Annotated in this window: 23 protein-coding genes and 1 other RNA gene; 8 read left to right on the top strand and 16 right to left on the bottom strand. The window is 64.0% G+C overall.

Annotation, left to right across the window (positions count from 1 at the left end; translation table 11 throughout):
• The first annotated feature begins 4 nt into the window (after positions 1–4).
• Genes AC1ROT_RS14845 through AC1ROT_RS14855 form a run of 3 tightly spaced genes read left to right on the top strand, consistent with a single transcriptional unit; the run spans position 5 to position 2,883 of the window.
• Positions 5–778 (top strand): ABC transporter ATP-binding protein, encoded by a 774-nt coding sequence (locus AC1ROT_RS14845; RefSeq protein ID WP_492999919.1) that lies wholly within the window; start codon positions 5–7, stop codon positions 776–778.
• The gene (locus tag AC1ROT_RS14850) at positions 771–1,568 is read left to right on the top strand and encodes an ABC transporter permease (RefSeq protein WP_492999920.1); all 798 of its coding nucleotides are present in this window, start codon (positions 771–773) and stop codon (positions 1,566–1,568) included. Before AC1ROT_RS14845 ends, AC1ROT_RS14850 begins: the two co-directional genes overlap by 8 nt.
• Positions 1,569–1,578: 10 nt before the next feature.
• Entirely contained in the window at positions 1,579–2,883 is a 1,305-nt protein-coding gene (locus AC1ROT_RS14855; protein WP_492999921.1) for an FAD-dependent oxidoreductase, read from the top strand.
• Between the two features lie 2 nt (positions 2,884–2,885).
• On the opposite strand, the gene AC1ROT_RS14860 is transcribed toward AC1ROT_RS14855, so the two are convergent.
• Positions 2,886–3,365, bottom strand: a complete 480-nt coding sequence (locus AC1ROT_RS14860) for a MarR family winged helix-turn-helix transcriptional regulator (protein WP_492971798.1) — start codon at positions 3,363–3,365, stop codon at positions 2,886–2,888.
• 188 nt (positions 3,366–3,553) lie between these two features.
• Between AC1ROT_RS14860 and AC1ROT_RS14865 the strand changes: the two genes are divergently transcribed.
• A complete protein-coding gene (locus tag AC1ROT_RS14865) occupies positions 3,554–4,093 on the top strand; it encodes an NUDIX hydrolase (RefSeq protein ID WP_492999923.1) in 540 nt (179 codons plus the stop codon).
• A gap of 9 nt (positions 4,094–4,102) precedes the next feature.
• Here AC1ROT_RS14865 and ftsY read toward each other — a convergent pair whose 3' ends face one another.
• The 5 genes from ftsY to AC1ROT_RS14890 all read right to left on the bottom strand — a co-directional run bounded on the left by ftsY (position 4,103) and on the right by AC1ROT_RS14890 (position 8,250).
• Positions 4,103–5,038: a signal recognition particle-docking protein FtsY gene (gene ftsY, locus AC1ROT_RS14870; protein WP_492999924.1), complete on the bottom strand. Its 936-nt coding sequence runs from the start codon at positions 5,036–5,038 to the stop codon at positions 4,103–4,105.
• Positions 5,035–6,303, bottom strand: a complete 1,269-nt coding sequence (mtaB, locus tag AC1ROT_RS14875; protein ID WP_492999926.1) for a tRNA (N(6)-L-threonylcarbamoyladenosine(37)-C(2))-methylthiotransferase MtaB — start codon at positions 6,301–6,303, stop codon at positions 5,035–5,037. Before mtaB ends, ftsY begins: the two co-directional genes overlap by 4 nt.
• Before the next feature lie 4 nt (positions 6,304–6,307).
• Positions 6,308–7,162 carry a diaminopimelate epimerase gene (gene dapF / locus AC1ROT_RS14880; RefSeq protein ID WP_492971794.1) on the bottom strand — a complete coding sequence of 285 codons (855 nt, stop codon included), beginning with the start codon at positions 7,160–7,162 and terminating at the stop codon, positions 6,308–6,310.
• An 81-nt stretch (positions 7,163–7,243) separates the two neighbouring features.
• A complete protein-coding gene (locus tag AC1ROT_RS14885; RefSeq protein WP_492971793.1) occupies positions 7,244–7,744 on the bottom strand; it encodes an Hpt domain-containing protein in 501 nt (166 codons plus the stop codon).
• Positions 7,745–7,752: 8 nt separating this feature from the next.
• Positions 7,753–8,250, bottom strand: coding sequence for a response regulator (locus tag AC1ROT_RS14890; protein ID WP_492971792.1), 498 nt, complete (start codon positions 8,248–8,250; stop codon positions 7,753–7,755).
• A 222-nt stretch (positions 8,251–8,472) separates the two neighbouring features.
• Here AC1ROT_RS14890 and AC1ROT_RS14895 point away from each other — a divergent pair, with 222 nt between their 5' ends.
• Positions 8,473–9,675, top strand: coding sequence for a multidrug effflux MFS transporter (locus AC1ROT_RS14895; protein WP_492999928.1), 1,203 nt, complete (start codon positions 8,473–8,475; stop codon positions 9,673–9,675).
• A gap of 29 nt (positions 9,676–9,704) precedes the next feature.
• On the opposite strand, the gene thyX is transcribed toward AC1ROT_RS14895, so the two are convergent.
• On the bottom strand, positions 9,705–10,643 hold the full coding sequence (gene thyX, locus AC1ROT_RS14900) for an FAD-dependent thymidylate synthase (RefSeq protein WP_492999931.1): 939 nt from the start codon (positions 10,641–10,643) through the stop codon (positions 9,705–9,707).
• 106 nt (positions 10,644–10,749) lie between these two features.
• On the opposite strand from thyX, the gene ssrA reads away from it, so the two are divergent.
• From ssrA to AC1ROT_RS14915, 3 genes are all read left to right on the top strand, one after another.
• Positions 10,750–11,116: a transfer-messenger RNA gene (gene ssrA, locus AC1ROT_RS14905) on the top strand.
• Positions 11,117–11,232: 116 nt separating this feature from the next.
• Positions 11,233–11,745 carry an SspB family protein gene (locus AC1ROT_RS14910; protein WP_492971789.1) on the top strand — a complete coding sequence of 171 codons (513 nt, stop codon included), beginning with the start codon at positions 11,233–11,235 and terminating at the stop codon, positions 11,743–11,745.
• Between the two features lie 55 nt (positions 11,746–11,800).
• Positions 11,801–13,414: a fumarate hydratase gene (locus tag AC1ROT_RS14915; protein WP_492999933.1), complete on the top strand. Its 1,614-nt coding sequence runs from the start codon at positions 11,801–11,803 to the stop codon at positions 13,412–13,414.
• A 58-nt stretch (positions 13,415–13,472) separates the two neighbouring features.
• On the opposite strand, the gene AC1ROT_RS14920 is transcribed toward AC1ROT_RS14915, so the two are convergent.
• The 9 genes from AC1ROT_RS14920 to AC1ROT_RS14960 all read right to left on the bottom strand — a co-directional run bounded on the left by AC1ROT_RS14920 (position 13,473) and on the right by AC1ROT_RS14960 (position 21,339).
• On the bottom strand, positions 13,473–14,180 hold the full coding sequence (locus AC1ROT_RS14920) for an ABC transporter ATP-binding protein (protein ID WP_492999934.1): 708 nt from the start codon (positions 14,178–14,180) through the stop codon (positions 13,473–13,475).
• Positions 14,177–14,905: an ABC transporter ATP-binding protein gene (locus AC1ROT_RS14925; RefSeq protein ID WP_492999936.1), complete on the bottom strand. Its 729-nt coding sequence runs from the start codon at positions 14,903–14,905 to the stop codon at positions 14,177–14,179. The genes AC1ROT_RS14920 and AC1ROT_RS14925 overlap by 4 nt, the downstream gene beginning before the upstream one ends.
• Positions 14,902–15,903 carry a branched-chain amino acid ABC transporter permease gene (locus AC1ROT_RS14930; RefSeq protein ID WP_492971785.1) on the bottom strand — a complete coding sequence of 334 codons (1,002 nt, stop codon included), beginning with the start codon at positions 15,901–15,903 and terminating at the stop codon, positions 14,902–14,904. Before AC1ROT_RS14930 ends, AC1ROT_RS14925 begins: the two co-directional genes overlap by 4 nt.
• The gene (locus AC1ROT_RS14935) at positions 15,900–16,769 is read right to left on the bottom strand and encodes a branched-chain amino acid ABC transporter permease (protein WP_492999938.1); all 870 of its coding nucleotides are present in this window, start codon (positions 16,767–16,769) and stop codon (positions 15,900–15,902) included. Before AC1ROT_RS14935 ends, AC1ROT_RS14930 begins: the two co-directional genes overlap by 4 nt.
• Before the next feature lie 36 nt (positions 16,770–16,805).
• Positions 16,806–18,038, bottom strand: coding sequence for an ABC transporter substrate-binding protein (locus tag AC1ROT_RS14940; protein WP_492999940.1), 1,233 nt, complete (start codon positions 18,036–18,038; stop codon positions 16,806–16,808).
• Between the two features lie 14 nt (positions 18,039–18,052).
• Positions 18,053–18,670 carry a MarR family winged helix-turn-helix transcriptional regulator gene (locus AC1ROT_RS14945; RefSeq protein ID WP_492999942.1) on the bottom strand — a complete coding sequence of 206 codons (618 nt, stop codon included), beginning with the start codon at positions 18,668–18,670 and terminating at the stop codon, positions 18,053–18,055.
• A gap of 261 nt (positions 18,671–18,931) precedes the next feature.
• Positions 18,932–19,519, bottom strand: a complete 588-nt coding sequence (locus AC1ROT_RS14950) for a response regulator (RefSeq protein ID WP_492971781.1) — start codon at positions 19,517–19,519, stop codon at positions 18,932–18,934.
• Positions 19,520–19,668: 149 nt separating this feature from the next.
• Positions 19,669–20,523 (bottom strand): 2,3,4,5-tetrahydropyridine-2,6-dicarboxylate N-succinyltransferase, encoded by an 855-nt coding sequence (dapD, locus tag AC1ROT_RS14955; protein ID WP_492999943.1) that lies wholly within the window; start codon positions 20,521–20,523, stop codon positions 19,669–19,671.
• 93 nt (positions 20,524–20,616) lie between these two features.
• Positions 20,617–21,339, bottom strand: a complete 723-nt coding sequence (locus tag AC1ROT_RS14960) for a pyrimidine 5'-nucleotidase (RefSeq protein WP_492999944.1) — start codon at positions 21,337–21,339, stop codon at positions 20,617–20,619.
• Positions 21,340–21,373 lie beyond the last annotated feature (34 nt).

The following is a 21,373-nucleotide window of genomic DNA, read 5'->3' on the forward strand; positions in this document are numbered from 1 at the left end:
GGTCATGCAGGTAGTCCTTGAGGATGTCGGCTACGCCTATGGCGACCTGCCGGTCCTCGACGGTGTGAGTTTCACCGTCAATGAAGGGGAGACAGCGGCCCTGATCGGCCCGTCCGGCTGCGGCAAATCCACCCTGCTTAATCTGGTCGGCGGCTTGTTGTCGCAACAGAAAGGTCGCATCGCCACCGGAGGTGATGCACCAGCCGGCTGCCTCAATCCGCTCACGTTTGTGTTCCAGGATTTTGCATTGCTGCCCTGGCGCACGGTGGCCGGGAATGTGGCGCTGGCGCTGGAGCATCATGCCTTGAGCAAAGCCGAGCGCGAGGCGCGGATCGCCACCGTTCTTAAGCTTTGCGGCCTTACCGATTTTGCCAATGCACTGCCCAAACAGCTATCGGGTGGCATGCGCCAGCGTGTCGGCATCGCCCGTGCGATTGCCGTCAAGCCGGCCGTGATGCTGATGGATGAACCGCTTTCGGCGCTGGATGCGCAGACCCGCGAACTACTGATGGAAGACCTGATCGCGATCTGGGCGCGTGAACGCACCACCACGCTCTACGTCACCCATAATCTCAACGAAGCCGTGCGGCTGGCCGACAAGGTGGTGGTGCTGTCGCGCCGTCCGGGCCGGATCAAGCGCATTGTTTCTGTGCCGGTGCCGGTGGCGGACCGGCAGAAGCCGGAGCATGTAGCGTTGCTGCAGAACCTGCAGGACGAACTCTGGAGCCTGATCAAAACCGAGGCCCAGGTGGCCGAGCGGGAGATGCAGGATGCCTGAGGCCACCCGCGGCAGCATTGTGGCCTTTCGTGGTGCCGGCTTTGTGCCGGGTACCCGGCGCTGGGCGCCCTGGCTGGCTTTCGCTCTCATTCTCGGATGCTGGGAAGCCGCCTCGCGGCTGGGCTGGCTGCCGTCGCTGTTCATGCCAGCACCCAGCGAAGTGGTGGATGCCCTGCACACCCTGCTGGTCGACGGCAAGCTGCTGGCCCATATCAGCGCCTCGCTGAAGCGCATCGTTTCGGGCTGGATCCTGGGCAGCATTGGCGGCGTCGCCGTCGGCTTCCTGATGGGCATCTTTGTATCGGCGCGTTCGGTCGGCCTGCCGATCGTTTCCGCGCTGTTCCCGATCCCGAAAATCGCATTGCTGCCGCTGTTCATTCTGTGGTTTGGCATCGGCGAGCCCTCCAAGATCGCCACCATCGGCCTGGGTGTGTTTTTCCCCACCGTGGTCAGCGCCTTTTCGGCCGTCGACAATGTGCCGCGCAACCTGATCCGCATGGCGCAGAGTTTTGGCCTGTCGACCCGCATGATCGTGTTCAAGGTGATCCTGCCAGGCGCCATGCCGGGCATCCTGGCCGGTTTTCGCATCACCTCATCGATCGCGCTGATGCTGGTGGTGGCGGCCGAGATGATTGGCGCCCAGATCGGCATTGGCGCCTTCGTGCTGGCAGCGGGAAATCTAATGCAGATCGATCAGCTGATTGCCGGCGTGGTTCTGCTGTCGTTGCTTGGCCTGGCGGTCAGCGCCCTGCTCAGCCTGACCGAGAAGATTGTGCTGCGCTGGCGCTAGGGAGCTGCTTGTGAGCGATTATCCGATCCCGCCGACCCGTACCGTTCACCACAGGGCCACCGGTCCACGCGTGATCGAAGCCGAGATCGTCGTGGTCGGCGCCGGCATTAGCGGCATATCGGCGGCACTGGAAGCGGCAAAGACCGGCCGCAGCGTGGCGCTGGTCGATGCGGGACAGCAGTTGGGCGGCCAGTCGACCGGTTCGATGCTGGGCACCTTCTGCGGATTCTATTCCAACGGCCCGGAGCCCTATCGCGTCGTCTACGGCATGGTCGACGCGATGTTCGCGCATCTGCAGAAAGCCGACGCTTTCCACCTGCGCCGTGGCCGCAACAGCTACATCCCGCTCTATCAGGAACAGGCACTGGTGCGCTGGATCGAGCAGGCTGTGCATGCGGCGGGCATTCGGGTGCTGCTTGGCGCGACGCTGCTCCAGGCCCGGCGCGATGATGGGCGCATTACTGCGCTTGATCTCGCCACCCGTTTCGGCCAGGTCGAGCTGCGCGGCCAGGGCTTTGTCGATGCCTCGGGCGATGCGGCCTTGAGTTACCTCGCCGGTTTCGCCTGTCGCGAGCCGGTGAGCCCGATCATGGGCACGCTGATGTTCACGCTGGAAGGCTTCGATGAAGCGGCGGCATTGAAGCTCGACCGTTGGGCCGTCCAGAAGCATCTGGCCGAAACCGGGAAGCAATACGGTCTGGTGCGGCGTGACGGTTTTGTCTTTGCCTTCCCTGGCAAGGGGCATGCGACCGTGAACATGACCCATGTGGAAACACCGCTGGATGCCGAAGGCTATGCGGCGGCACAGGCGGAAGGCCGTGCCCAGGCCGATCGTGTGGTGAATTTCCTGCGTGGCGAATACCTGGCTGTTTTCTCGGCGGCGCGGGTGCGGCAATACGGTTTCCTCGGCATTCGTCAGACCCGCTGGATCGTCGGCCAGCACAGCCTGACGGTGGAGGAGGTGCGGCAGGGCGTGAAGCCGGCCGATGCCATCCTGCGCTGCTCCTGGCCGGTCGAGCTGCATGACCGGCCTGAAGATGTGCATTGGGAAGAGTTCGGCGACGACCATCTGCATTACGTGCCGTTCCGCGCCATGGTGCCGGACGGTGCCGACAACCTGGTGGCGGCCGGGCGCTGCATCGACGGCGATCCGGCGGCGCTCAGTTCGGTGCGCGTGATGGGGCCCTGCGTGGCCATGGGAGCAGCCGCAGCCCAGGCGCTTGATCTCGCCGGCGCCGGTTCAGTGCGTCAGATCGATATCGCTGCGCTGCAGGCGCGTTTACACGACAACCTGCAGCGCAGTGAGAAACCCTGATTTCAGCCGCGCGCTTCCAGATTGTCGACCAGCTGGCGCAGCATGGCGACGAATTCGGCGCGTTTCGCGGTCGGGATCGGATCCAGGATTTTATCCTGGGCCCGCGCCACGCCCGGCTGCGCCGCTCGTAACTGCCGCTCGCCTTCCGGCGTGACCGCCAGCGCGTTGGTGCGCCGGTCGGTCTCGGTGCGTTGTCGCACCAGCAGGCCACGCTTGATCAGTCGCGCCACCATTTCGGCAACGGTGGAGCGGTCGATGCCGGTCTGCCGCACCAGATCGACCTGGCTGATGCCGGCTTTCTGGTAGATCGCAAGCAGAAGAGCGAATTGCCGCGGCGTTAGCCCGTTGCTGCCGACTTCCGCCGTATAGAGATCGACGGCGAGTTGCTGGCAGCGTCGCAACAGATGCCCCGGCGCATCATGCAGACTGAAAACACCGAGAGTATCCCCGGCGTTGCTTTGGGCGGTCTTGTCCCCCGACATGGAACCTCCCCTTTCTTATGTTTTTTGTTCAAGCCTACCTGTAACTGGGCGGGCATTTTCCCCGCTTCTCAGTCCACTGATAAAACGCTATTCGATGGCTGTTCGTCCAGAGAAAGCGGCAATAAATTCCGTGCTGTGCATAAATCGCGATACCATCGATCTTTGACATTGCAAACATCGGTCCCGGCATGCAGCAGAACCCGAAAGACTTTCGTTTCGCGAAGAAAATACCTGAAGACGATAATCGTGAGCGACTGGTCTGCGGCGATTGCGGCTGGATTCACTACGTCAATCCAAAGATTGTCGTCGGTGCGGTGATCGCCCATCAGGGCGGTATCCTGTTATGTCGACGGGCGATTGAACCGCGGCACGGCTTCTGGACGATACCGGCCGGTTACATGGAAGAGCGCGAAACCTCCGAAGCCGGAGCGATGCGGGAAGCGCGAGAGGAAGCCTGTGCGGATATCGCCATCGACAGTCTGCTTGCCGTCTACAACATTCCGCGCATCAGCCAGGTGCAGTTGATCTATCGCGCGACGCTGGCCGGGCCCGATTTCGCCGCCGGTCCGGAGTCCCTGGAAGTGAAGCTGTTCGGCTGGGACGAGATTCCCTGGGCCGACCTGGCGTTTCCCTCGGTGCACTGGGCGCTGATGCAGCATCGCGAAGTGGAGGGGAAAGAGCATTTTCCCACCTTTACCAACCCGCCCGGCGAGCTGGGTAATTACTGAGCCGTAAATTTACTGGTCCAGGCCAGCCAGCGCACGGGCAAAGGCGGTCGCCGAGAAGGGCTGCAGATCGGCGGCCTGTTCGCCGACGCCGATGAAGTGCACGGGCAGGCCGAATTTATCGGCGATGGCCACCAGCACGCCGCCACGCGCCGTGCCATCCAGCTTGGTGACGATCAGGCCGCTTACGGCGCAGATCTCCTTGAATGTCGCCACCTGGTTCACGGCGTTCTGGCCGGTGGTGGCGTCCAGCACCAGCAGCACATGATGCGGGGCATCCGGCGCCTGTTTCTTCAACACGCGTGCGATCTTGGCCAGCTCGGCCATCAGGTCGGCTTTATTCTGCAGACGGCCGGCCGTATCGATCATCAGAACATCGCGGCGCTGCTCGCGGGCCTGAGTGAGGGCGTCGAAAGCCAGGCTGGCGGCATCGCCGCCGGGTTCGCCGGCCAGCACCGGCACACCGGCGCGCTGGCCCCAGATTTTCAGCTGCTCGACGGCAGCGGCACGGAAGGTATCGCCGGCAACCAGCATCACGCTCCTGCCGTCGTCGCGCAGCCGTGTGGCGATCTTGCCGATCGTCGTGGTCTTGCCCACGCCGTTGACGCCGACGACCAGAATCACCTGCGGTGTTTCACCCGACAGGTCGAGCGGCTTTTCCACCGGCTGCAGCAGGCCGGCGACAGAATCGGCGAGCGCAAGACGGATTTCTTCCGAGGTGATGTCCTTGTCGAACCGGTCCTTCGCGATGGCCTTCACGATCTTCGCGGCCGTGGTTACGCCGAGATCGGCGCCGATCAGCGTTTCTTCCAGTTCGTCCAGCGCTGCCTGATCCAGCTTGCGCTTGGTGAACAGGGCACCGATCTGCTCGCCCAGTTGGCCGGCAGAGCGCGACAGCCCGGCTTTCAGGCGGCCGAACCAGCCTGCCTTCTTCTCGCCATCGCTCATGCGGCCTCCAGCCAGAGTTTGCCATCGCGCGCGGCAGCAATACGGGCGGCGATGATGTCGCCTTTCGCCAGATGGACAGGCAAGGCCACCGGGGCATAGGTCTCGTCACGGCCCACGCCTTCCTGCTCGACCAGGATACTGGCGTCGCGGCCGATGCGGGTCTCAAGGAAACGATCCATCGCCAGGCCTGCTGCAGTACGCAACAGAGCGGCGCGGGCGCGACGCTGTTCGACCGGTAGCTGCGGCATGCGCGCTGCTGGCGTGCCTGGGCGCGGCGAGTAGGGGAAGACATGCACGAAAGCCAGGCCGGCTTCGACGATCAGGCTGCGGCTTTGTTCAAAGGCTGCATCGCTTTCGGTGGGGAAGCCGGCGATCAGATCGGCGCCCAGCGCGATACCGGGGCGCAGGTCGTGCAGGCGTGCGGCAACCTCCAGGGCCTGAGCCCGGCTGTGCCGGCGCTTCATGCGTTTGAGGATCAGGTCATCGCCAGCTTGCAGGCTCAGATGCGCATGCGGCATCACGCGCGGTTCCTCGGCATACAGGCGGAAGAGGTCTTCATCCATCTCGGCCGGATCCAGCGAGGAGAACCGCAGGCGCTCGATCTGTGGTGCCAGGTCGAGCAGCCGTCGGGTCGCCTGGCCCAGCGTGGGTCGGCCTGGCAGGTCATGGCCGTAGGAGGTGATGTCGACGCCGGTGAGGACGAATTCGCGGTAGCCACGGTCGGCGAGAGCACGGGCCTGCTCGACAACCGCGCCCAGCGGCAGCGAGCGGCTGGGGCCGCGCCCATAGGGGATGATGCAGAAGGTGCAGCGATGGTCGCAGCCCTGCTGGATTTCCAGATAGGCGCGCGGCCGGCCGGGAAAGTGGGTCACCGCGGGGAGCGCCGCCGGAGTATCGGTCAGGATGTCGCCCACAGTGATGCGGGGCGAGGCGGCGGCAATGCCGGCCCACAGGCTTTCGTTCAGCTTTTCGCGATTGCCGATCACATGATCGACCTCTGCCATGGCGGCGAAGCCCTGTGGATTGATCTGGGCAGCGCAACCGGTGACGACGATGCGGGCATCGGGCCGGTCGCGGCGCAGACGACGGATCGCCTGGCGCGCCTGTTTCTCGGCTTCCGCCGTCACGGCGCAGGTGTTGACCACCACCACATCATCGCGGCCATGCTTGGCCAGGGTGGCGCGGATCGCCTCGCCTTCATAGGCATTGAGGCGGCAGCCGAAATTCAGGACATCGGGCAGGGCGGCGGCAACGGTATCCGGCATCGGATCACGCCGCGTCGGTCAGCGCGGTCCAGAAACTCGCCGGCACTTCACCCCGGAAGGCCTCGGTGGCGGGGCCGGTCATGTAGATATGATTATCGGCGCCCCACTCGATGGTCAGCACGCCGCCATCCAGCACGATATCGGCCTTGCGCTCGGCCAGATCGCGGCGGGCGGCAGCCACCAGGGTGGCGCAGGCGCCAGTGCCGCAGGCGCGGGTGATGCCAGCGCCGCGCTCCCAGACCCGCATGCGGATCTGCTGGCGGTCGATCACCTGGGCGAATTCGGCATTGATGCGCTGGGGAAACAGCGGGTCATGTTCGATCTTGGGGCCGATCTCGGCCAGCGGCACGGCTTCCGCATCGTTTACAAAGAACACCACATGCGGATTGCCGACATTGACTGCGCCGGGCTTGTCATAACCGGCGAAGCTGTAGGCCATGCTCATGGTGTTCATTTCGCGGGCCAGCGGGATCGCCTGCCAGTCGAACCGCGGCTCGCCCATATCCACCGTGATAAGTCCGCTGGCGCCGCTCCTGGCATTGAGCCAGCCGCCGGCAGTGTCGATGGTGACGGCATCGCGGCCATTCTCGCGCATCAGCAGGGTGGCGACGCAGCGCGCGGCGTTACCGCAGGATTCCACCTCGCCGCCATCGGCATTGTGGATGCGCATCAGGACATCAGCCTTGGGCGAACGCTCCAGCGTAATCATCTGATCGAAGCCCACGCCGCGCTTGCGGTCGGCCAGCAGCTTCACCGCCGCCAGGTCGAGCGGTAGGCTGTGCGTGCGCGCATCCAGCACGACAAAATCGTTGCCGAGGCCATGCATTTTAACGAAGGGAAGCGCGGTTGCCGGGTGCATGCGGGGGGTTATAGGGCGGGGGGCGGGGAGTGTCCAGAGAAGCCGGTGGAGCTGGCAGCGGGGGCGGAAATCCGGCCCGGATCAGGATTTGGGGGTGCCCGGTTTGGCCTTGTCGATGGCAGCTTTCAGCGAGCCGCGCAGCTGGGCCTCCAGGGGACCGCCCGAGCCCTTGATGCGGTGGGAAACCACCACATACAGCGTATCGACATGGATGCTGACAATTTCCTGCTGCAACTCGTCCAGATCGGTCAGCTCTTTCAGGAAGTCATGCAGCGACTTGGCGAACTCGGTGAGCAGGGGGTAACCGAAGACACCCCCCATGCCCTTGATCTGGAATGCTTCCTCGCGGATATGCTCCAGCACTTCGGCGCGGGCCGAGGGATCGGCGGCGGCACGGCCCAGCTGTTCGCGCAGTGTCTTGAGGCTGTCAACCGTGGCATCCAGGAACTGCGCGGATGAATTCTCGACCAGCTGCTCCATCTTCTTGAGCATCTCGTCGTCGAGCTTCAGGCTCAGGCCGGTCTTGTAATTGACCGCTTTGCGCTTCAGTTCGCCACGATTTGGGATGGTCGTCCGGCGCATGGATCAGCCTATTCCGGCTTCTGCTGACGGCGGTCCGGTCCTTCGAAGGGCAATTGCTGGCGCCGGCGGTCCGGTCCGAAATAGCCCTTGATACTGACAAAATCACGGGGGCGGGCGATCACCGAAACCAGGCGGCGATAGACGCCGTCAGCCGTAAACGGCTTGGCCAGAAATTCGGTCACGCCCTTGTCGCGCGACTCCATCACGTATTCGACTTCCGAATTCGCGGTCAGCATGATCACCGGCATCATGCGATCGGGCGAGGTGCCATCGGTGCGCACCCAGTCCAGCAGCTCCAGACCGGAGCGCGGCTTCAGGTTCCATTCGCTGATCAGCACGTCGATGCCGCCCGAGCGCAGGCTGACGATCGCCTTTTCGCTGTCGCGCGCGGTCGCCACCTGCGTAGCGCCCAGCATCATCAGGATATCCTTGATGAGCTGGCACATCAGTTTGTTGCTGTCCACGACAAGGAAGCGGACGTGGTTGAAATCGATTTTTTCCGACATCCCTGTTCCGGCTGTCCCTTGCCGCTATCGGCAGTTTTCCACAGATCGTTCTGCGCTATTCCCGCCGCCGGCCCTCCGGCGCCACAACCGCGAGAATCATAGAAATACTTTGGGGATCATATATATACTGACGGTGGAACGAAGCCAACCAATCCGCAACACTCTAAATAGGATTGGATAGCCTGTCATTCTACCATTGGCTCAGCCCCTTCCGCCATTCCGATGCCAAAACCGCCGCCGCCTGCCGGTCTGCTGTTGCTCCTGACCATCCTGTTCTCGAACGGGATTCTGGCGGCAACCATGTATCTGCCGTCGCTGCCGGCCATCGGCGTCCAGCTTAACGCATCTGCCGATGCCCTGCCTTTAACCCTGGCGGTCTATTTCGCTACTTTTGCGGGCGGGCAACTGGTCTTCGGCCCCTTGAGCGACCGGTATGGCCGCCGGCCGCTGCTGCTGGGCGGACTGGCCGTCATGGCGGCTGGATCGGTGGCCTGTGCTCTGTCTGACACCCTCATGGGGCTGCTCTGGGCCCGCGCGCTGCAGGGCCTGGGTGCGGCCAGCGCCATGGCGGCGGCCCGCACCGTGATCAACGACGTCTACGACCGGCCGCAGGCCGCGCGCGCCACCTCGGTGGTCAGCGCCTCGCTGGCGGTGGCGCCGGTGGTCGCGCCCGTGCTGGGCGGCCTGGTCGAGCATTATCTGGGCTGGCGGGCAAATTTCTGGCTCAGCGGCGGCGTCACGCTGGCCGTGTTGCTGGTGGTGATGCGGCGGCTGCCGGAAACCCATCCGCCCACCGGCGAGACCGGTCCGCTTCTGCTGGGCATCCTCCGCGCCTATGCCTTCCTGCTCCGCAGCCGCGCCTTCGTCACCTTCGGCCTGCTCAATTTCTCGATCTTCGCCGGGCTGCACGGCTTCAATGCCGGCGCGCCGGCGGTGCTGATCGGCAGCATGGGGGTGACGCCGGTCTCCTACGGCATTCTGGTTGCGCTGGGCAGTGCGGGCTTTTTCATCGGCGCGCTGCTGTCCTCCTGGCTCGGCGGCCGCATCGGTATGGCGCCGCTGGTGGATGCCGGTGTGATCTGCATGCTGGCCGGCGCGGGCCTGATGGCCGTCTCGGTCGAGCTGTTCGGGCCGAACATCGCCGTGATCATCGCGCTGCGCGTGCTGTGGGCGGTGGGGATGGGGTTGGCCCTGCCCAATTCGGCGGTTTCGGCCATCGGCGTCAATCCGGCCACCATCGGCGCCGGCGCGGCGTTGTCCGGCTTCCTGCAGACCGTGGGCGGCGGCGGGGGCTCGGCGCTCAACACGCTGTTCCCGGCAGGCGACGCCTTCTGGCTCGCCACGGCTTTCGCCGTGACGGCCGCTTTCGGCGCGGCGGTATGGTGGATGAATCGCGCGGTGGCGGCGAAAACGATGGGCAGCTGAGCCCCGTCCGATTTCCCGTCTTTCGGTCTTCAGCTTTCGGGCTTCAGCACCGCCATCAGTTCGCGCCACTCGCGCGCACTCAGGCCGGAATTGGCCTGTTCGATGGTTTCGCCGGCCAGCATGCGACGAACCACCTTCAGGCCGGTGGCCGAGAGGCTGGCGCCGCCGATGCGGTATTCCATGAAGGCGTCGTAGCAGGCCGGCACCCAGCGTTTCACCGTGTCCAGCATGGCCTCGGCATAGACGCGGATTTCGTATTGCGCATGGCTGTCGGCACGCAGGCTGAGGAAGTGCAGCAGGTTCAGCAGATCGGTCTTCCAGTACCACTGGGTATAGAAGTTCACCGTCAGGTTCATCCGTGCCAGCTCGCGCGCCAGGCCTTCGCGGTCCTCGTCGCGCTTGCTGCCATCGGGGCGCTCATTGAGCATTTCCTCGTAGGACGCGTAGCTCTGGCTGGCGTCGCGCTTCAGCAGCTCCAGCACGCGGGCGGCCTCGGGGCCGGTCAGCACATCGCCGCGGCCCTGGCGGTTCGAACTCGATTGCGAGGCCAGCTGGTCGGGGGCGGGAATATAGAATTCGTTGTCGAGGATCGAATAGCGTGCCGAATACTCGTTCACATTGGCGGTGCGATGGCGGATCCATTGGCGCGCCACGAAGATCGGCAGCTTCACATGATACTTGATCTCGCACATCTCGAACGGCGTGCTGTGCCGGTGGCGCATCAGGTAGTTGATCAGGCCACGGTCTTCGCTGACCTTCTTGGTGCCGCGACCATAGGAGACGCGCGCGGCCTGCACCACGGCGGCATCGTCGCCCATATAGTCGATGACGCGGACGAAGCCGTGGTCGAGCAGCGGGATCGCGTCGTAGAGAATCTCTTCCAGCGCCGGCACGGTGGCGCGGCGGGTCTGCTGGTTCTGGCTGCGCAGGGCGGCGATTTCGGCGGCCTGCTCCGGCGTCATGGTCATAAGGGCAATCTCCGGCAAATTCCGGCGACTCGGGCCACCGGGCGAAAGGCAGGAGGTTATAGACCGGCAGGCCGAGTCTTCCCAAGCCTCGGACGGGCCGGCTGTGGGGCTTCAAAAAGCCCCCCGGACGCCCTACATTAGGTCCGTCGGGTAACCGACTATGGTGATAAACGCTGCTCGGAATAAACGTAACGGACCCGGGGGCAGTACCCGGCGCCTCCACCATGAGCCCAGCCCCCGAAAAGGGCTGGAAACGGCCTTTCGGCTCCCCGGGCGTGCTTTGTCCGACGGGGCCGCTGGGTTGATGATGGGGGCGAATCAGGCTTGACGTGCGTGGTAAAGGTGCAGTTTTTGCCCGGCATGATACCGCCGTTATCGGGTCAATCTCTAAGTGCCAACGACAATAGCGTTGCACTCGCTGCCTAATAGGTAAGCGCGGCACGGGGGGCGCCGGGCAACAGAAGCCCCCCACTATCTGCAGAATGGCCTGCTTTATCTGTGGACGGCCGGTCCGGACGGGCCGGCTTGGAATTGAATGGTCCGCAGCGGAAGGGTAAAATGGGTTTCCTAAGCCCCGAGAAGATCAGTCATGGCCGGTAAGCTGCTCGATTATAACCAGATGGTGGAGAACGCCCTGCGCGGCGCGGTCCGCGAGGCGATCAAGCGCGCCTCGGAATTCGGTTTGCCCGGCAACCATCATTTCTACATCACCTTCCGCACCGACCAGCCCGGCGTGGAGCTGCCCGACTATCTGCATGAGCGCTATCCCGAAGAGATGACGATCGTGCTGCAGCACCAGTATTGGGGTCTGGAGCCGGGCGAAGATGCCTTCCAGGTGACTCTCAGCTTCAACAAGGTGCCCGAGCGTCTGGTCATCGCCTATGCGGCGATCACCGCCTTTGCCGATCCCAGCGTCCAGTTCGGCCTGCAGTTCCGCGTGACGCCCAATGCCGAGGCCCGCACCGGCATGATCACCCAGGCGCCGGCCGGCAACCTCGATGGCGATGCGCCGGCCGGCGAAGAGGGCGGCGCGGATGACGCGGCCGAACGCAAGACTGGCGATGTTGTCGCCCTGGACGCCTTCCGCAAAAAGAAGACCTGATTTCCGATCGGGCCTGCCTCGCGCAGGTCTGCCAGCATAAGCCCCGGAGACCACAATGCCCGAGTTCCGCTACGAGGACCTGCTTCCGCTTGGCCCCGACACCACCACGCCGTATCGCAAGCTCGATACGGATGAGGTGAAGGTGGTCAAGGTCGGTGACCGCGAAGTGCTGCAGGTCAGCGACAAGGCACTCAGCGATCTGACCTTCAATGCCATGCGTGATATTGCGCATCTGTTCCGTCCCGGCCATCTGGCGCAGTTGCGCGCCATCCTCGACGACAAGGATGCTTCGCCGAACGATCATTTCGTGGCGCTGGAGCTTTTGAAAAACGCCAATATCTCGGCTGGCATGGTGTTGCCGAGCTGCCAGGATACCGGCACAGCCATCGTGATCGGCAAGAAGGGCCAGTATGTCTGGACCTCGGGCAGTGACGAAGAGGCGCTCAGCCGCGGCATCTACCGCACCTATACGGAAACCAGCCTGCGCTATTCGCAGCTTGCCCCGCTCGATATGTTCAAGGAAGTGAATACCGGCACCAACCTGCCGGCCCAGATCGAGCTTTATGCCACCCAGGGCGATGCCTACAAATTCCTGTTCATGGCCAAGGGCGGCGGTTCGGCCAACAAGACCTTTCTTTACCAGCAGACGCCCGCCGTATTGCGTGGCGACAACCTGCTGAAGTTCCTCGATACCCAGATCAAGACGCTCGGTACCGCGGCCTGCCCGCCCTATCACCTGGCCATCGTGATCGGCGGCCTGTCGGCGGAGCTGAACCTGAAGACGGCCAAGCTCGCCTCGGCGCGCTATCTCGACACCCTGCCGACCAAGGGCAGTCCGACCGGCCATGCCTATCGCGACGTGGAGTTCGAGCAGAAGATTCTCGAGCTGACTCGCGTCAACGGTATCGGCGCCCAGTTCGGCGGCAAGTACTTCTGTCATGACGTGCGCGTCATCCGCATGCCGCGTCACGGCGCCAGCGTGCCGATCGGCATCGCCGTATCCTGCTCGGCCGACCGCCAGATTCTGGGCAAGATCACCCGCGACGGCGTGTTCCTAGAGCAGCTGGAAACCGACCCGGCCAAATATCTTCCCGATCATGAGGACAAGATTTCGGCTGAGGTCGTGAAGGTCGATCTCAATCAGCCGATGGCCGATATCCGCAAGCAGCTGTCGCAGTATCCGGTGAAGACCCGCCTGTCGCTGAGCGGCACGCTGATCGTCGCCCGCGATCTCGCCCATGCCAAATTCGCCGAGCGCATCGAACGCGGCGAGGGGCTGCCTGAGTATGTGAAGAACCACATGATCTATTACGCCGGTCCGGCCAAGACACCGGAAGGCTATGCCTCGGGTTCGTTCGGCCCGACCACGGCCGGCCGCATGGATTCATACGTGGGCGAGCTGATGAAAAACGGCGGCGGTTTCATCAGCCTGGCCAAGGGCAACCGCTCCAAGCAGGTGACCGATGCCTGCAAGGAATATGGCGGCTTCTATCTCGGCTCGATCGGCGGTCCGGCCGCGATCCTGGCCAAGAACTCGATCAAGCATATCGAGACCCTGGAATACCCGGAGCTCGGCATGGAAGCCGTCTGGCGCATCCAGGTGGAAGACTTCCCGGCCTTCATCATAGTGGACGACAAGGGCAACGACTTCTTCGCCACGATCAAGTAAGCGCCAGCTGTTTTCAGGCATGAAAAAGGCCGCCAGCGAAACTGGCGGCCTTTTCTGCTCAGAGGCCCATATAGGCTTGCCGCACGCGATCATCGTGCAGCAACTGCTCGCCGCTGCCTTGCATGGCGATACGACCGTTCTCCAGCACGTAGGCATGATCTGCCAGTTTCAGCGACACGGCGACATTCTGCTCCACCAGCACCACGGTCAGGTCGCGCTCATGCAGCAGCTTGATGATGCGGAAGACTTCCTGCACCACGGCTGGCGCCAAGCCCAGCGACGGTTCGTCGAACATGATCAGTTCGGGTTGGCCCATCAGGCAGCGGCCGATGGCCAGCATCTGCTGTTCGCCGCCCGACATGGTGCCGGCCAGCTGGTCGCGGCGCTCGGCCAGGCGCGGGAAGAGGGTGAAGACCTCTTCCATGGTGGATTTTTCTTTTCCACGGGCACGCGGCAGCAGCGCGCCCATCTCCAGGTTTTCCAGCACGCTCAGGCTCGGGAAAATCTGCCGGCCCTCGGCCACCTGGCCAATCCCCATGTTGCAGACCTTGAAACTGGGCAGGCCGCCGATTTCGGTGTCGTTGTAGCGGATCGAACCGCCGCGCGGCTTCTCGATGCCGGCAATGGTGCGGATCAGGGTCGATTTGCCGGCGCCATTGGCGCCGATGATGGCGACGATGCTGCCTTGCGGCACCGACAGCGATACGGCGTCCAGAGCCTGGGCATCGCCGTAGAAAACATCCAGCTTGTCGAGGACCAGGCTCATACCGCAGCCTCCTCGCCCAGATAGCATTCCAGCACGGCGGGGTCGCGCACCACGTCCTCGGGCTTGCCGCGGGCGATCACTTCGCCATGGTGCAGCACCACCACCTGCTGCGACAGCGCCATCACCGCGCGCATCACATGCTCGATCAGCAGAATGGTCATGCCGTGCCTGGCATTGAGGTCGCGGAAGACGGCAACCATCTGGTCGGTCTCGGTCGGGCGCAGGCCGGCCATCACTTCATCCAGCAGCAGCAGCTTCGGGTCGGTGGCGAGTGCGCGCGCCACTTCCAGCCGCTTGCGTTCGGGCAGGGTCAGTTGCGCGGCCGGCTGGTCGCGCTTGTCCAGCATGCCGAGCTGGTCGAGCACGGCTTCCGCCTTCCTGCGGGCGACGCGGGTGCTGGTCTCGCGCAGCAGTGCGCCGACGATGACGTTTTCCAGCGCCGTCAGTTCCTTGAATGGTTTGACGATCTGGAAGGTGCGGCCGACGCCGGCGTGGCAGATCTGGTCGGGACGCAGGCCGCCCAGTTCGCGGCCGGCAAAGGTGATACGGCCTTGATCCGGCGGGAAGACGCCGGCGATCATGTTGAAGCAGGTGGTCTTGCCCGCACCGTTCGGCCCGATCAGGCTGACGATGCCGCCTTGCGGCACGGTCAGCGAGGCCTGATGCAGGGCGCGCAGGCCGCGGAAGCTTTTCGAGATGCCCTCGACAACCAGAAGATCGGTCACAGCCGTTCTCCCAGGCCCAGCTTCTTGCGCAGGGGGGGCCAGATGCCGTTCGGCAGCCACATGATGACGGCCAGCAGGCAGAAACCATAAAACAGCAGCTTCACGCCCGGCATTTCATAGCCGAAATGCGCCATGATCTCGTTCAGGCCATCGGCCAGGGCGGTCAGCACGAAGGCGCCGAGGATGGGGCCGAACAGCGAGCCGATGCCGCCGATGATGGGCCCCAGGATCAGTTCGATCGAGCGGTTCATGCTGAAGATCTGCTCAGGGAACAGGTTGTTGTAATAGAAGGCGAAGAATACGCCGCTCAGTGCGGTCATGCCCGACGAGATGGCGACGGCGATCATCTTGTAGCGGAAGATGTTGATGCCCAGCGTCTGTGCGGCTTCAGGCTCCTCGCGGATCGCCAGCCAGTAATAACCGATGCGGCCGGTCAGCAGCCAGCGGCAGAAGATGAAGGCCAGCGTCGTGATCGCCAGCAGGATGTAATAGAACATCACCGGCGAACCGCGCAGGTTCAGGGGATCGTTCGCGCTGTACTGCGCTACCGGCAGGAAGAAACCGCCTGATCCATTCACCCAGGTGAAGTGGTCGAAGCCGACGCGGGTGAATTCGGAAAACGCGATGGTCAGCAGCGCGAAATAGACGCCGCCGATGCCGAAGCGGAAGGCCAGGAAACCGATCACCAAACCACACGCCATGCTGACCAGGATGGCGACCCAGACGCCAGCCCAGGGCCCGATGCCGAAATGCACATAGAGCGCGGCGGCGGTATAGGCCGAGACGCCGACATAGAGCGAGTGGCCCAGGCTGAGCTGTCCGGCAAAGCCCATCATCACGTTCCAGGCCTGGCCGGTATAGGCGAAATACAGCACCAGGATCAGGATCGACAGGCCGTAGCTGCCGATGAACAGCGGGGCCAGCAGCAGCACGCCGAGCAGCAGGGCAAGCAGGATCAGCGCGCGCGGCGGCACGCCGTCGATGAGACGGGACATCATGCTTTGCGCCCCAGCAGGCCCTGGGGCCGGAACAGCAGGACCAGGATCAGGATGGCGATGGCGAACATGCTTTTGGCCGAAGGCGCGAACAGCAGGCCCGACATCGCTTCGGACAGGCCGATCAGCACGCCGCCGAGCAGCGCACCGGGCATCGAGCCCAGGCCGCCGATGATGACGATGACAAAGGCCTGCAGCGTAAAGGCGGGCCCGATATTGGGCGTGGTGTCGATCAGCAGCGTCATCATGGCGCCGGCGGCACCAACGCAGGCCGAGCCGATGCCGAAGGTCAGCGCATAGAGCCGCTTGACGTTCAGGCCGACCACCAGGGCGCCCATGTGGTTGTCGGCACAGGCGCGGATCGCCTTGCCGGTTCGGCTGAGTTTGAAGAAGGCGAACAGCCCGGCGGTGATGGCCATGGCAAAGGCAGCGGTAATCACGCGCACCTTGTCGACCAGCAGCGGACCGATTTCGATGGAGTCGAGCGCGTAATCCACCATCACGTTGCGCGCATCCGGACCGAAGATCATCAGCAGGCCGTTCACCATGATCAGTGCCACGGCGGCCAGCAGCATGAACTGACTGTGTTCAGGCCGGTTGATGAAGGGGTTGATCAGCACGGCCTGCATCATGTAGCCGATGGCGAACAGCGCCACGGCGATTGGCACCATCGCCACCAGCGGGTCGATGCCCCAGGCGGCGAAGGCAACGATGGCCGCGTAGGAGGCGATCGTCATCATTTCGCCATGGGCGAAATTGACCACGCGCACCACGCCGAAGATCACGGAAAGGCCGAGAGCCATGAGCCCATAGACCAGTCCGGTCAGAATGCCCTGAATGGCAACAGTGAAAACCAGTTCAGCAGGCATCGGATATCCGGCAGGTACGCGTGGTTGTTGTCATGATTACCGCTTGGTCCAGCTCGGCATCGGCAGGGTCAGGTTGTCTTCCGCGATATCCAGCGGCAGCACCACCTTCGGGCGCTGATCCAGATTCTGCAGCGTGACCGACTTGATGTTGACGTTCTGGCCCTTGGCGTCGAACTGCAGCGGGCCGCCCGCCATCACATGATCGGTGATGTTGGTCTTGCGGATCGCGTCGGCCAGCGCCACGCCGGCGGTGGACTTGGCACTGTTGAACGCACTCACCGCAATCATCACCGCCTCGAACGAGAAGCCGACGTTGAGTTCGAACATCTCGCCCTTGTAGGTCTTGGTGAACTCGTCCAGCAGCTTCTGGGTAATGCCCGAGCGCGGATTGTACCACGGGTTGTTGGTGAGCAGGTAATTCGAGAACTTGCCCAGTGCTTTGTAGAACTGGCCTTCGTAGAAGCCCGGCGCGCCGGGGCTCATTACGATCTGCGGCTCCCAGCGCTGTTTCACCATCTCGCGCACCATCAGGATCGCGTCGTTCAGGCGGGTCACCGGCATCAGCATGTCAGCGCCGGTGGCCTTGGCCTTGGCGATTTCCACCGAAAGGTCCTTGGCCTGCGGATCGTAGGCGATGGTGTCGACAATCTGGAATGGCAGGTTGAAGCGCGGGGCCATCGCCTTGATCGCACCGTTCATCGACTGACCGAACGTATCGTTCACATGCATGAAGACGGCGGTCTTCGGCGTGATGCCGCTCTTCTCGAACACGCCCTTCATCAGGTTGAGGCCATCGCCGACCAGCATCGGGGCGGTGGGGAAGTTGCGGAACACGAACTTGTAGCCCTGCTCGGTGATCTGCGGCGCGGCGGCGATATTGATGATATAGGGCACGCCCTTCTGCTCGGCGACCTGGGCGATGGCGGCCGACTGGCCGCTGTCGAAGGCGCCGATCAGCACATGGGCGCCGTCGTTGATCAGTTTCTCGGCGCGGCTGCGCGCCACGTCGACGTTGGATTCGGTATCGGCATTCATGATCTCGACATTGGCGTCGATGCCCATGCTCTTCAGCACCCGCGGGGCGAGGTCGATGCCGCGCTGGCAGGCGATACCGAGCTGGGCCTGGAAGCCCGAACGCGGATGGATCGAGCCGATTTTCAGGGTGTTGCTCTGGGCCTTCACAATGTTGAAGGGGGCGGTGCCGGCGGCCAGGGCCGCGCCGGCGGCGGCCGAGGCGGCGAACTGGCGGCGTGTGATCTTGACGCTCATGATGGTTCCTCCGGTTAAGACAGGTTATTGGGGCGTCGCCCACCCTGGGCGGCCCGTTTGGTACGCGATGATACAGAAGCGGTTTTCGGTTCAGAAGATGCTGCGGCTGCGGTTTCAGCGGCGCGGGCCTCGGTGGCGATGGGCGCCGGTACGGAAATGAATTTGCGCAGCAGCTGCATCAGCATGCGATGCTCGTCGGCTGAGAGCACCGCATTGATCAGCTTGTCATGCATCTGCACGCGGGCGATCAGGTCTTCCACGCGCCGCGCGCCGCTGGTGGTCAGAAACAGGCCATAGGCGCGCCGGTCATGCGGATCGGCCCGGCGTTCCACCAGGCCGAGCTGTTCCAGGCGGTCCACCATGGTCATGGCGCCGGAGCGGGCGACGCCGAGCGCTTCGCCCAGCCGGCTCTGCTGGAGTCCGGCATTGCGTTCGATCAGCATCAGGGCGGAAAACAGCGCCGGGCTGATGCCGGTCTCTGCCAGTCGGCCGTAGAAATCCTCCCAGACCCGCAACTGGGCGAGGCGAAGCAGATAGCCGACATGGTTGGGCAGGGTGCCGTAATCGATGCGCGGTGCCGGCGTGTTGCGACGCTCGCTTTTTATGCCGATGCGCGCCGCGCTGATCGCCAAGATGCCGTCCTCCCAGACTGGCTGTTGGCCGGCCATGATCTGCCGGGCCATATTGGGGCCGGATTGTAGCGGGACGTGACAGTAATGCAAGCGGACTAATTTCGGGTCCGCCAGCTGTGTGTCTGGATTACAGCAGTCCGGTGGCCGTCACGCCAGCGTCATGGCGGCAGGCTAGCGTGATAGAACCTCAGGCGCGATTCGCCGCGCCCGGCCGGCCCGATGTCCCCGCCTCGGCCGGCCTTCTTTTTTCCGGGATCTGTATCAGGACGCTTTGCGCTGCCGGCGTTCGTCGCCGCTGCGCCGGCCCGGCTTCTGGCGACGCTCGGTATCGGATTGCAGCAGCGGATGCGTGCGGCGTTCGGCAATGCGGCGTCGGTCCGGCAGGCGACGGCGATCCGGACCGAGATAGCCCGGGCTGCGGATGAAGGTGCGCGGTACCTGCAGCACATGCATCAGCCGCAGCACTAGGGCTTCCATCGACACCGGCTTGATCACCATTTCGTTGACGCCGGCATCGCGTGCGGCGGTCACCAGGGTGGCATCTGGAGCCTGCACCATCAGGATGACGGGCAGGTTGTCGCCATCCCTGCGCAGCCGGCGGGTCAGCTTGATGCCGTCACTGCCGGGCAGTTTGGCGTCGAGCAGGATCACGCTCGGCCGCTGCTCGATGATATGGCGCATGGCCTCGCCGGCAGTGCCGGCGACCACGATGCTGGGAAAGCCCATGCCCAGCAACACATCGCGCAGCGTGCGACGGAAGGCACGGTCACCCTCGGCCACCAGGATGGTGGCCCGGCGGAAGGTGCTGGGGTCGATGCGACGCGATTTGGCAGCAAGAAGCTCTGACATGGCCTGACTCGGGAAAACAGGAGTCTAGAGCCTCGCCGCAGAGCGTTAAGGAATGGTTTTCAGGCCACGCATCATGGCTCGCAGACGGCGCATTGCCACCTGCGCGCTAGCACCAGCCGCCCGGCAGCCCGGTAATGCCACCTGCGCGGCTAGTCGCGCAGGAGTTCATTGATGGAGGTCTTGGAACGGGTCTGGGCATCCACGCGCTTGACGATCACGGCGCAGTAGAGCGACGGGCCCGGTGTGCCATCGGGCAGCGGCTTGCCCGGGATGTTGCCCGAGACCACCACCGAATAGGCCGGCACGCGGCCGACGAAAATCTCGCCGGTGGCGCGGTCGATGATCTTGGTGGTGGCGCTGAGATAGACGCCCATCGACAGGACGGCACCTTCCTCGACGATCACGCCCTCAACCACTTCCGAGCGCGCACCGATGAAGCAGTTGTCTTCGATGATGACCGGATTGGCCTGCAGCGGCTCGAGCACGCCGCCGATGCCGACGCCGCCCGAGAGATGCACGTTCTTGCCGATCTGCGCGCAGGAACCGACGGTGACCCAGGTGTCCACCATGGTGCCGCTGTCGACATAGGCGCCGAGGTTGACGAAGCTCGGCATCAGGATGACGTTCGGTGCGATATAGGCGGCCTTGCGCACCACCGAACCCGGCACCGCGCGGAAACCGGCGCCGCGGAAACGCTGCTCGCTCCAGCCGGCAAACTTCGACGGCACCTTGTCGAACCAGTGGGCGCCACCCGGCGCATCGCTGATCAGCATGTTGTCGGTGAGTCGGAAGCTCAGCAGCACGGCCTTCTTGGCCCACTGGTGCACGGTCCACTGGCCACCGATCTTCTCGGCCACGCGCAGCTTGCCCTCGTCCAGTGCGTTCAGCGTCGCCTCGACGGCGTTGCGCACTTCGCCCTTGGTCTGCAGATTGACCTGGTCGCGCGCCTCCCAGGCGGCATCGATCACGGGCTGAAGCTGCTTGGCGAGGGCTGCGTCGGACATGGAGAATTCCTCGAAAATAAGGCGGTCTGGCGGAACGGCGAGACAATAGCCGCCGAGCCTGCCGAGTCAACCCGGCGGGGCAGGGCGAACGGCCTATTCCCGGGGCAGGCCGGCCAGGAAGGCGGTCAGGTCCGGGGCGGTATGGTGGATATGATCGCGGCCGTCCGGATCGGGCTGCGACCAGGCTTCCGCCGTCGGCACCCAGACCGTGGTCATGCCCAGATCCGCTGCCGGCTTCAGGTTGCGGGCCATGTCTTCCACCATCACGGCCTGGGTCGGATCGACGCCATGGCGTTGCAGCATCACGCGATAGGGTGCGATCTCGGGTTTGGGCAGATACTCGGATGCGACGATATCGAACACGGCCTCGAAGCGGTCATGGATGCCAAGCCGGCGCAGGATGCGGTCGGCATGGGCCACGGTGCCGTTGGTGTAGACCAGCTTGCGGCCGGGCAGGCGGTCCAGCGCCGCACCCAGATCGGGCATGGCGGCCACCGCAGTCAGGTCGATGTCATGCACGTAATCCAGGAACGCCTTGGGCGCGATGCCATGTTCCACCATCAGGCCGCGAAGTGTGGTGCCGTGGCTATGGAAAAAGCCCTTCTGGCGCCGTTTGGCCTCGGCCAGGTCGACGGCAAAGGTGGTGGCGATGAACTCGCCCATACGGCGCGAAACCTGGTCGAACAGGTTGCAGTGCGCAGGGTAAAGCGTGTTGTCCAGATCGAAGACCCAGGTGGCGGCGCCATGCAGCGCGGCACCCGACAGCGGCAGGCCGGCAGAGGGGGTGGGCAGGGGTTTTGCAGCAGGGGAGATCACGGTTTCGCACCATAAGGGGTTCTGGCTAGAATGG

Source organism: Ferrovibrio sp. GW821-FHT12E11 (assembly GCF_058806975.1).

Excerpts from the sequence above, each read along its gene's own strand:
- AC1ROT_RS14950 (WP_492971781.1), bottom strand. The coding sequence starts at position 19,519 with ATGTCAGAGCTTCTTGCTGCCAAATCGCGTCGCATCGACCCCAGCACC.
- AC1ROT_RS14860 (WP_492971798.1), bottom strand. The coding sequence starts at position 3,365 with ATGTCGGGGGACAAGACCGCCCAAAGCAACGCCGGGGATACTCTCGGT.
- AC1ROT_RS14940 (WP_492999940.1), bottom strand. The coding sequence starts at position 18,038 with ATGAGCGTCAAGATCACACGCCGCCAGTTCGCCGCCTCGGCCGCCGCC.
- AC1ROT_RS14865 (WP_492999923.1), top strand. The coding sequence starts at position 3,554 with ATGCAGCAGAACCCGAAAGACTTTCGTTTCGCGAAGAAAATACCTGAA.
- AC1ROT_RS14915 (WP_492999933.1), top strand. The coding sequence starts at position 11,801 with ATGCCCGAGTTCCGCTACGAGGACCTGCTTCCGCTTGGCCCCGACACC.
- AC1ROT_RS14935 (WP_492999938.1), bottom strand. The coding sequence starts at position 16,769 with ATGCCTGCTGAACTGGTTTTCACTGTTGCCATTCAGGGCATTCTGACC.
- AC1ROT_RS14850 (WP_492999920.1), top strand. The coding sequence starts at position 771 with ATGCCTGAGGCCACCCGCGGCAGCATTGTGGCCTTTCGTGGTGCCGGC.
- ftsY (WP_492999924.1), bottom strand. The coding sequence starts at position 5,038 with ATGAGCGATGGCGAGAAGAAGGCAGGCTGGTTCGGCCGCCTGAAAGCC.
- AC1ROT_RS14930 (WP_492971785.1), bottom strand. The coding sequence starts at position 15,903 with ATGATGTCCCGTCTCATCGACGGCGTGCCGCCGCGCGCGCTGATCCTG.
- dapD (WP_492999943.1), bottom strand. The coding sequence starts at position 20,523 with ATGTCCGACGCAGCCCTCGCCAAGCAGCTTCAGCCCGTGATCGATGCC.
- AC1ROT_RS14920 (WP_492999934.1), bottom strand. The coding sequence starts at position 14,180 with ATGAGCCTGGTCCTCGACAAGCTGGATGTTTTCTACGGCGATGCCCAG.
- AC1ROT_RS14895 (WP_492999928.1), top strand. The coding sequence starts at position 8,473 with ATGCCAAAACCGCCGCCGCCTGCCGGTCTGCTGTTGCTCCTGACCATC.
- mtaB (WP_492999926.1), bottom strand. The coding sequence starts at position 6,303 with ATGCCGGATACCGTTGCCGCCGCCCTGCCCGATGTCCTGAATTTCGGC.
- dapF (WP_492971794.1), bottom strand. The coding sequence starts at position 7,162 with ATGCACCCGGCAACCGCGCTTCCCTTCGTTAAAATGCATGGCCTCGGC.
- AC1ROT_RS14885 (WP_492971793.1), bottom strand. The coding sequence starts at position 7,744 with ATGCGCCGGACGACCATCCCAAATCGTGGCGAACTGAAGCGCAAAGCG.
- AC1ROT_RS14910 (WP_492971789.1), top strand. The coding sequence starts at position 11,233 with ATGGCCGGTAAGCTGCTCGATTATAACCAGATGGTGGAGAACGCCCTG.
- AC1ROT_RS14845 (WP_492999919.1), top strand. The coding sequence starts at position 5 with ATGCAGGTAGTCCTTGAGGATGTCGGCTACGCCTATGGCGACCTGCCG.
- AC1ROT_RS14890 (WP_492971792.1), bottom strand. The coding sequence starts at position 8,250 with ATGTCGGAAAAAATCGATTTCAACCACGTCCGCTTCCTTGTCGTGGAC.
- thyX (WP_492999931.1), bottom strand. The coding sequence starts at position 10,643 with ATGACCATGACGCCGGAGCAGGCCGCCGAAATCGCCGCCCTGCGCAGC.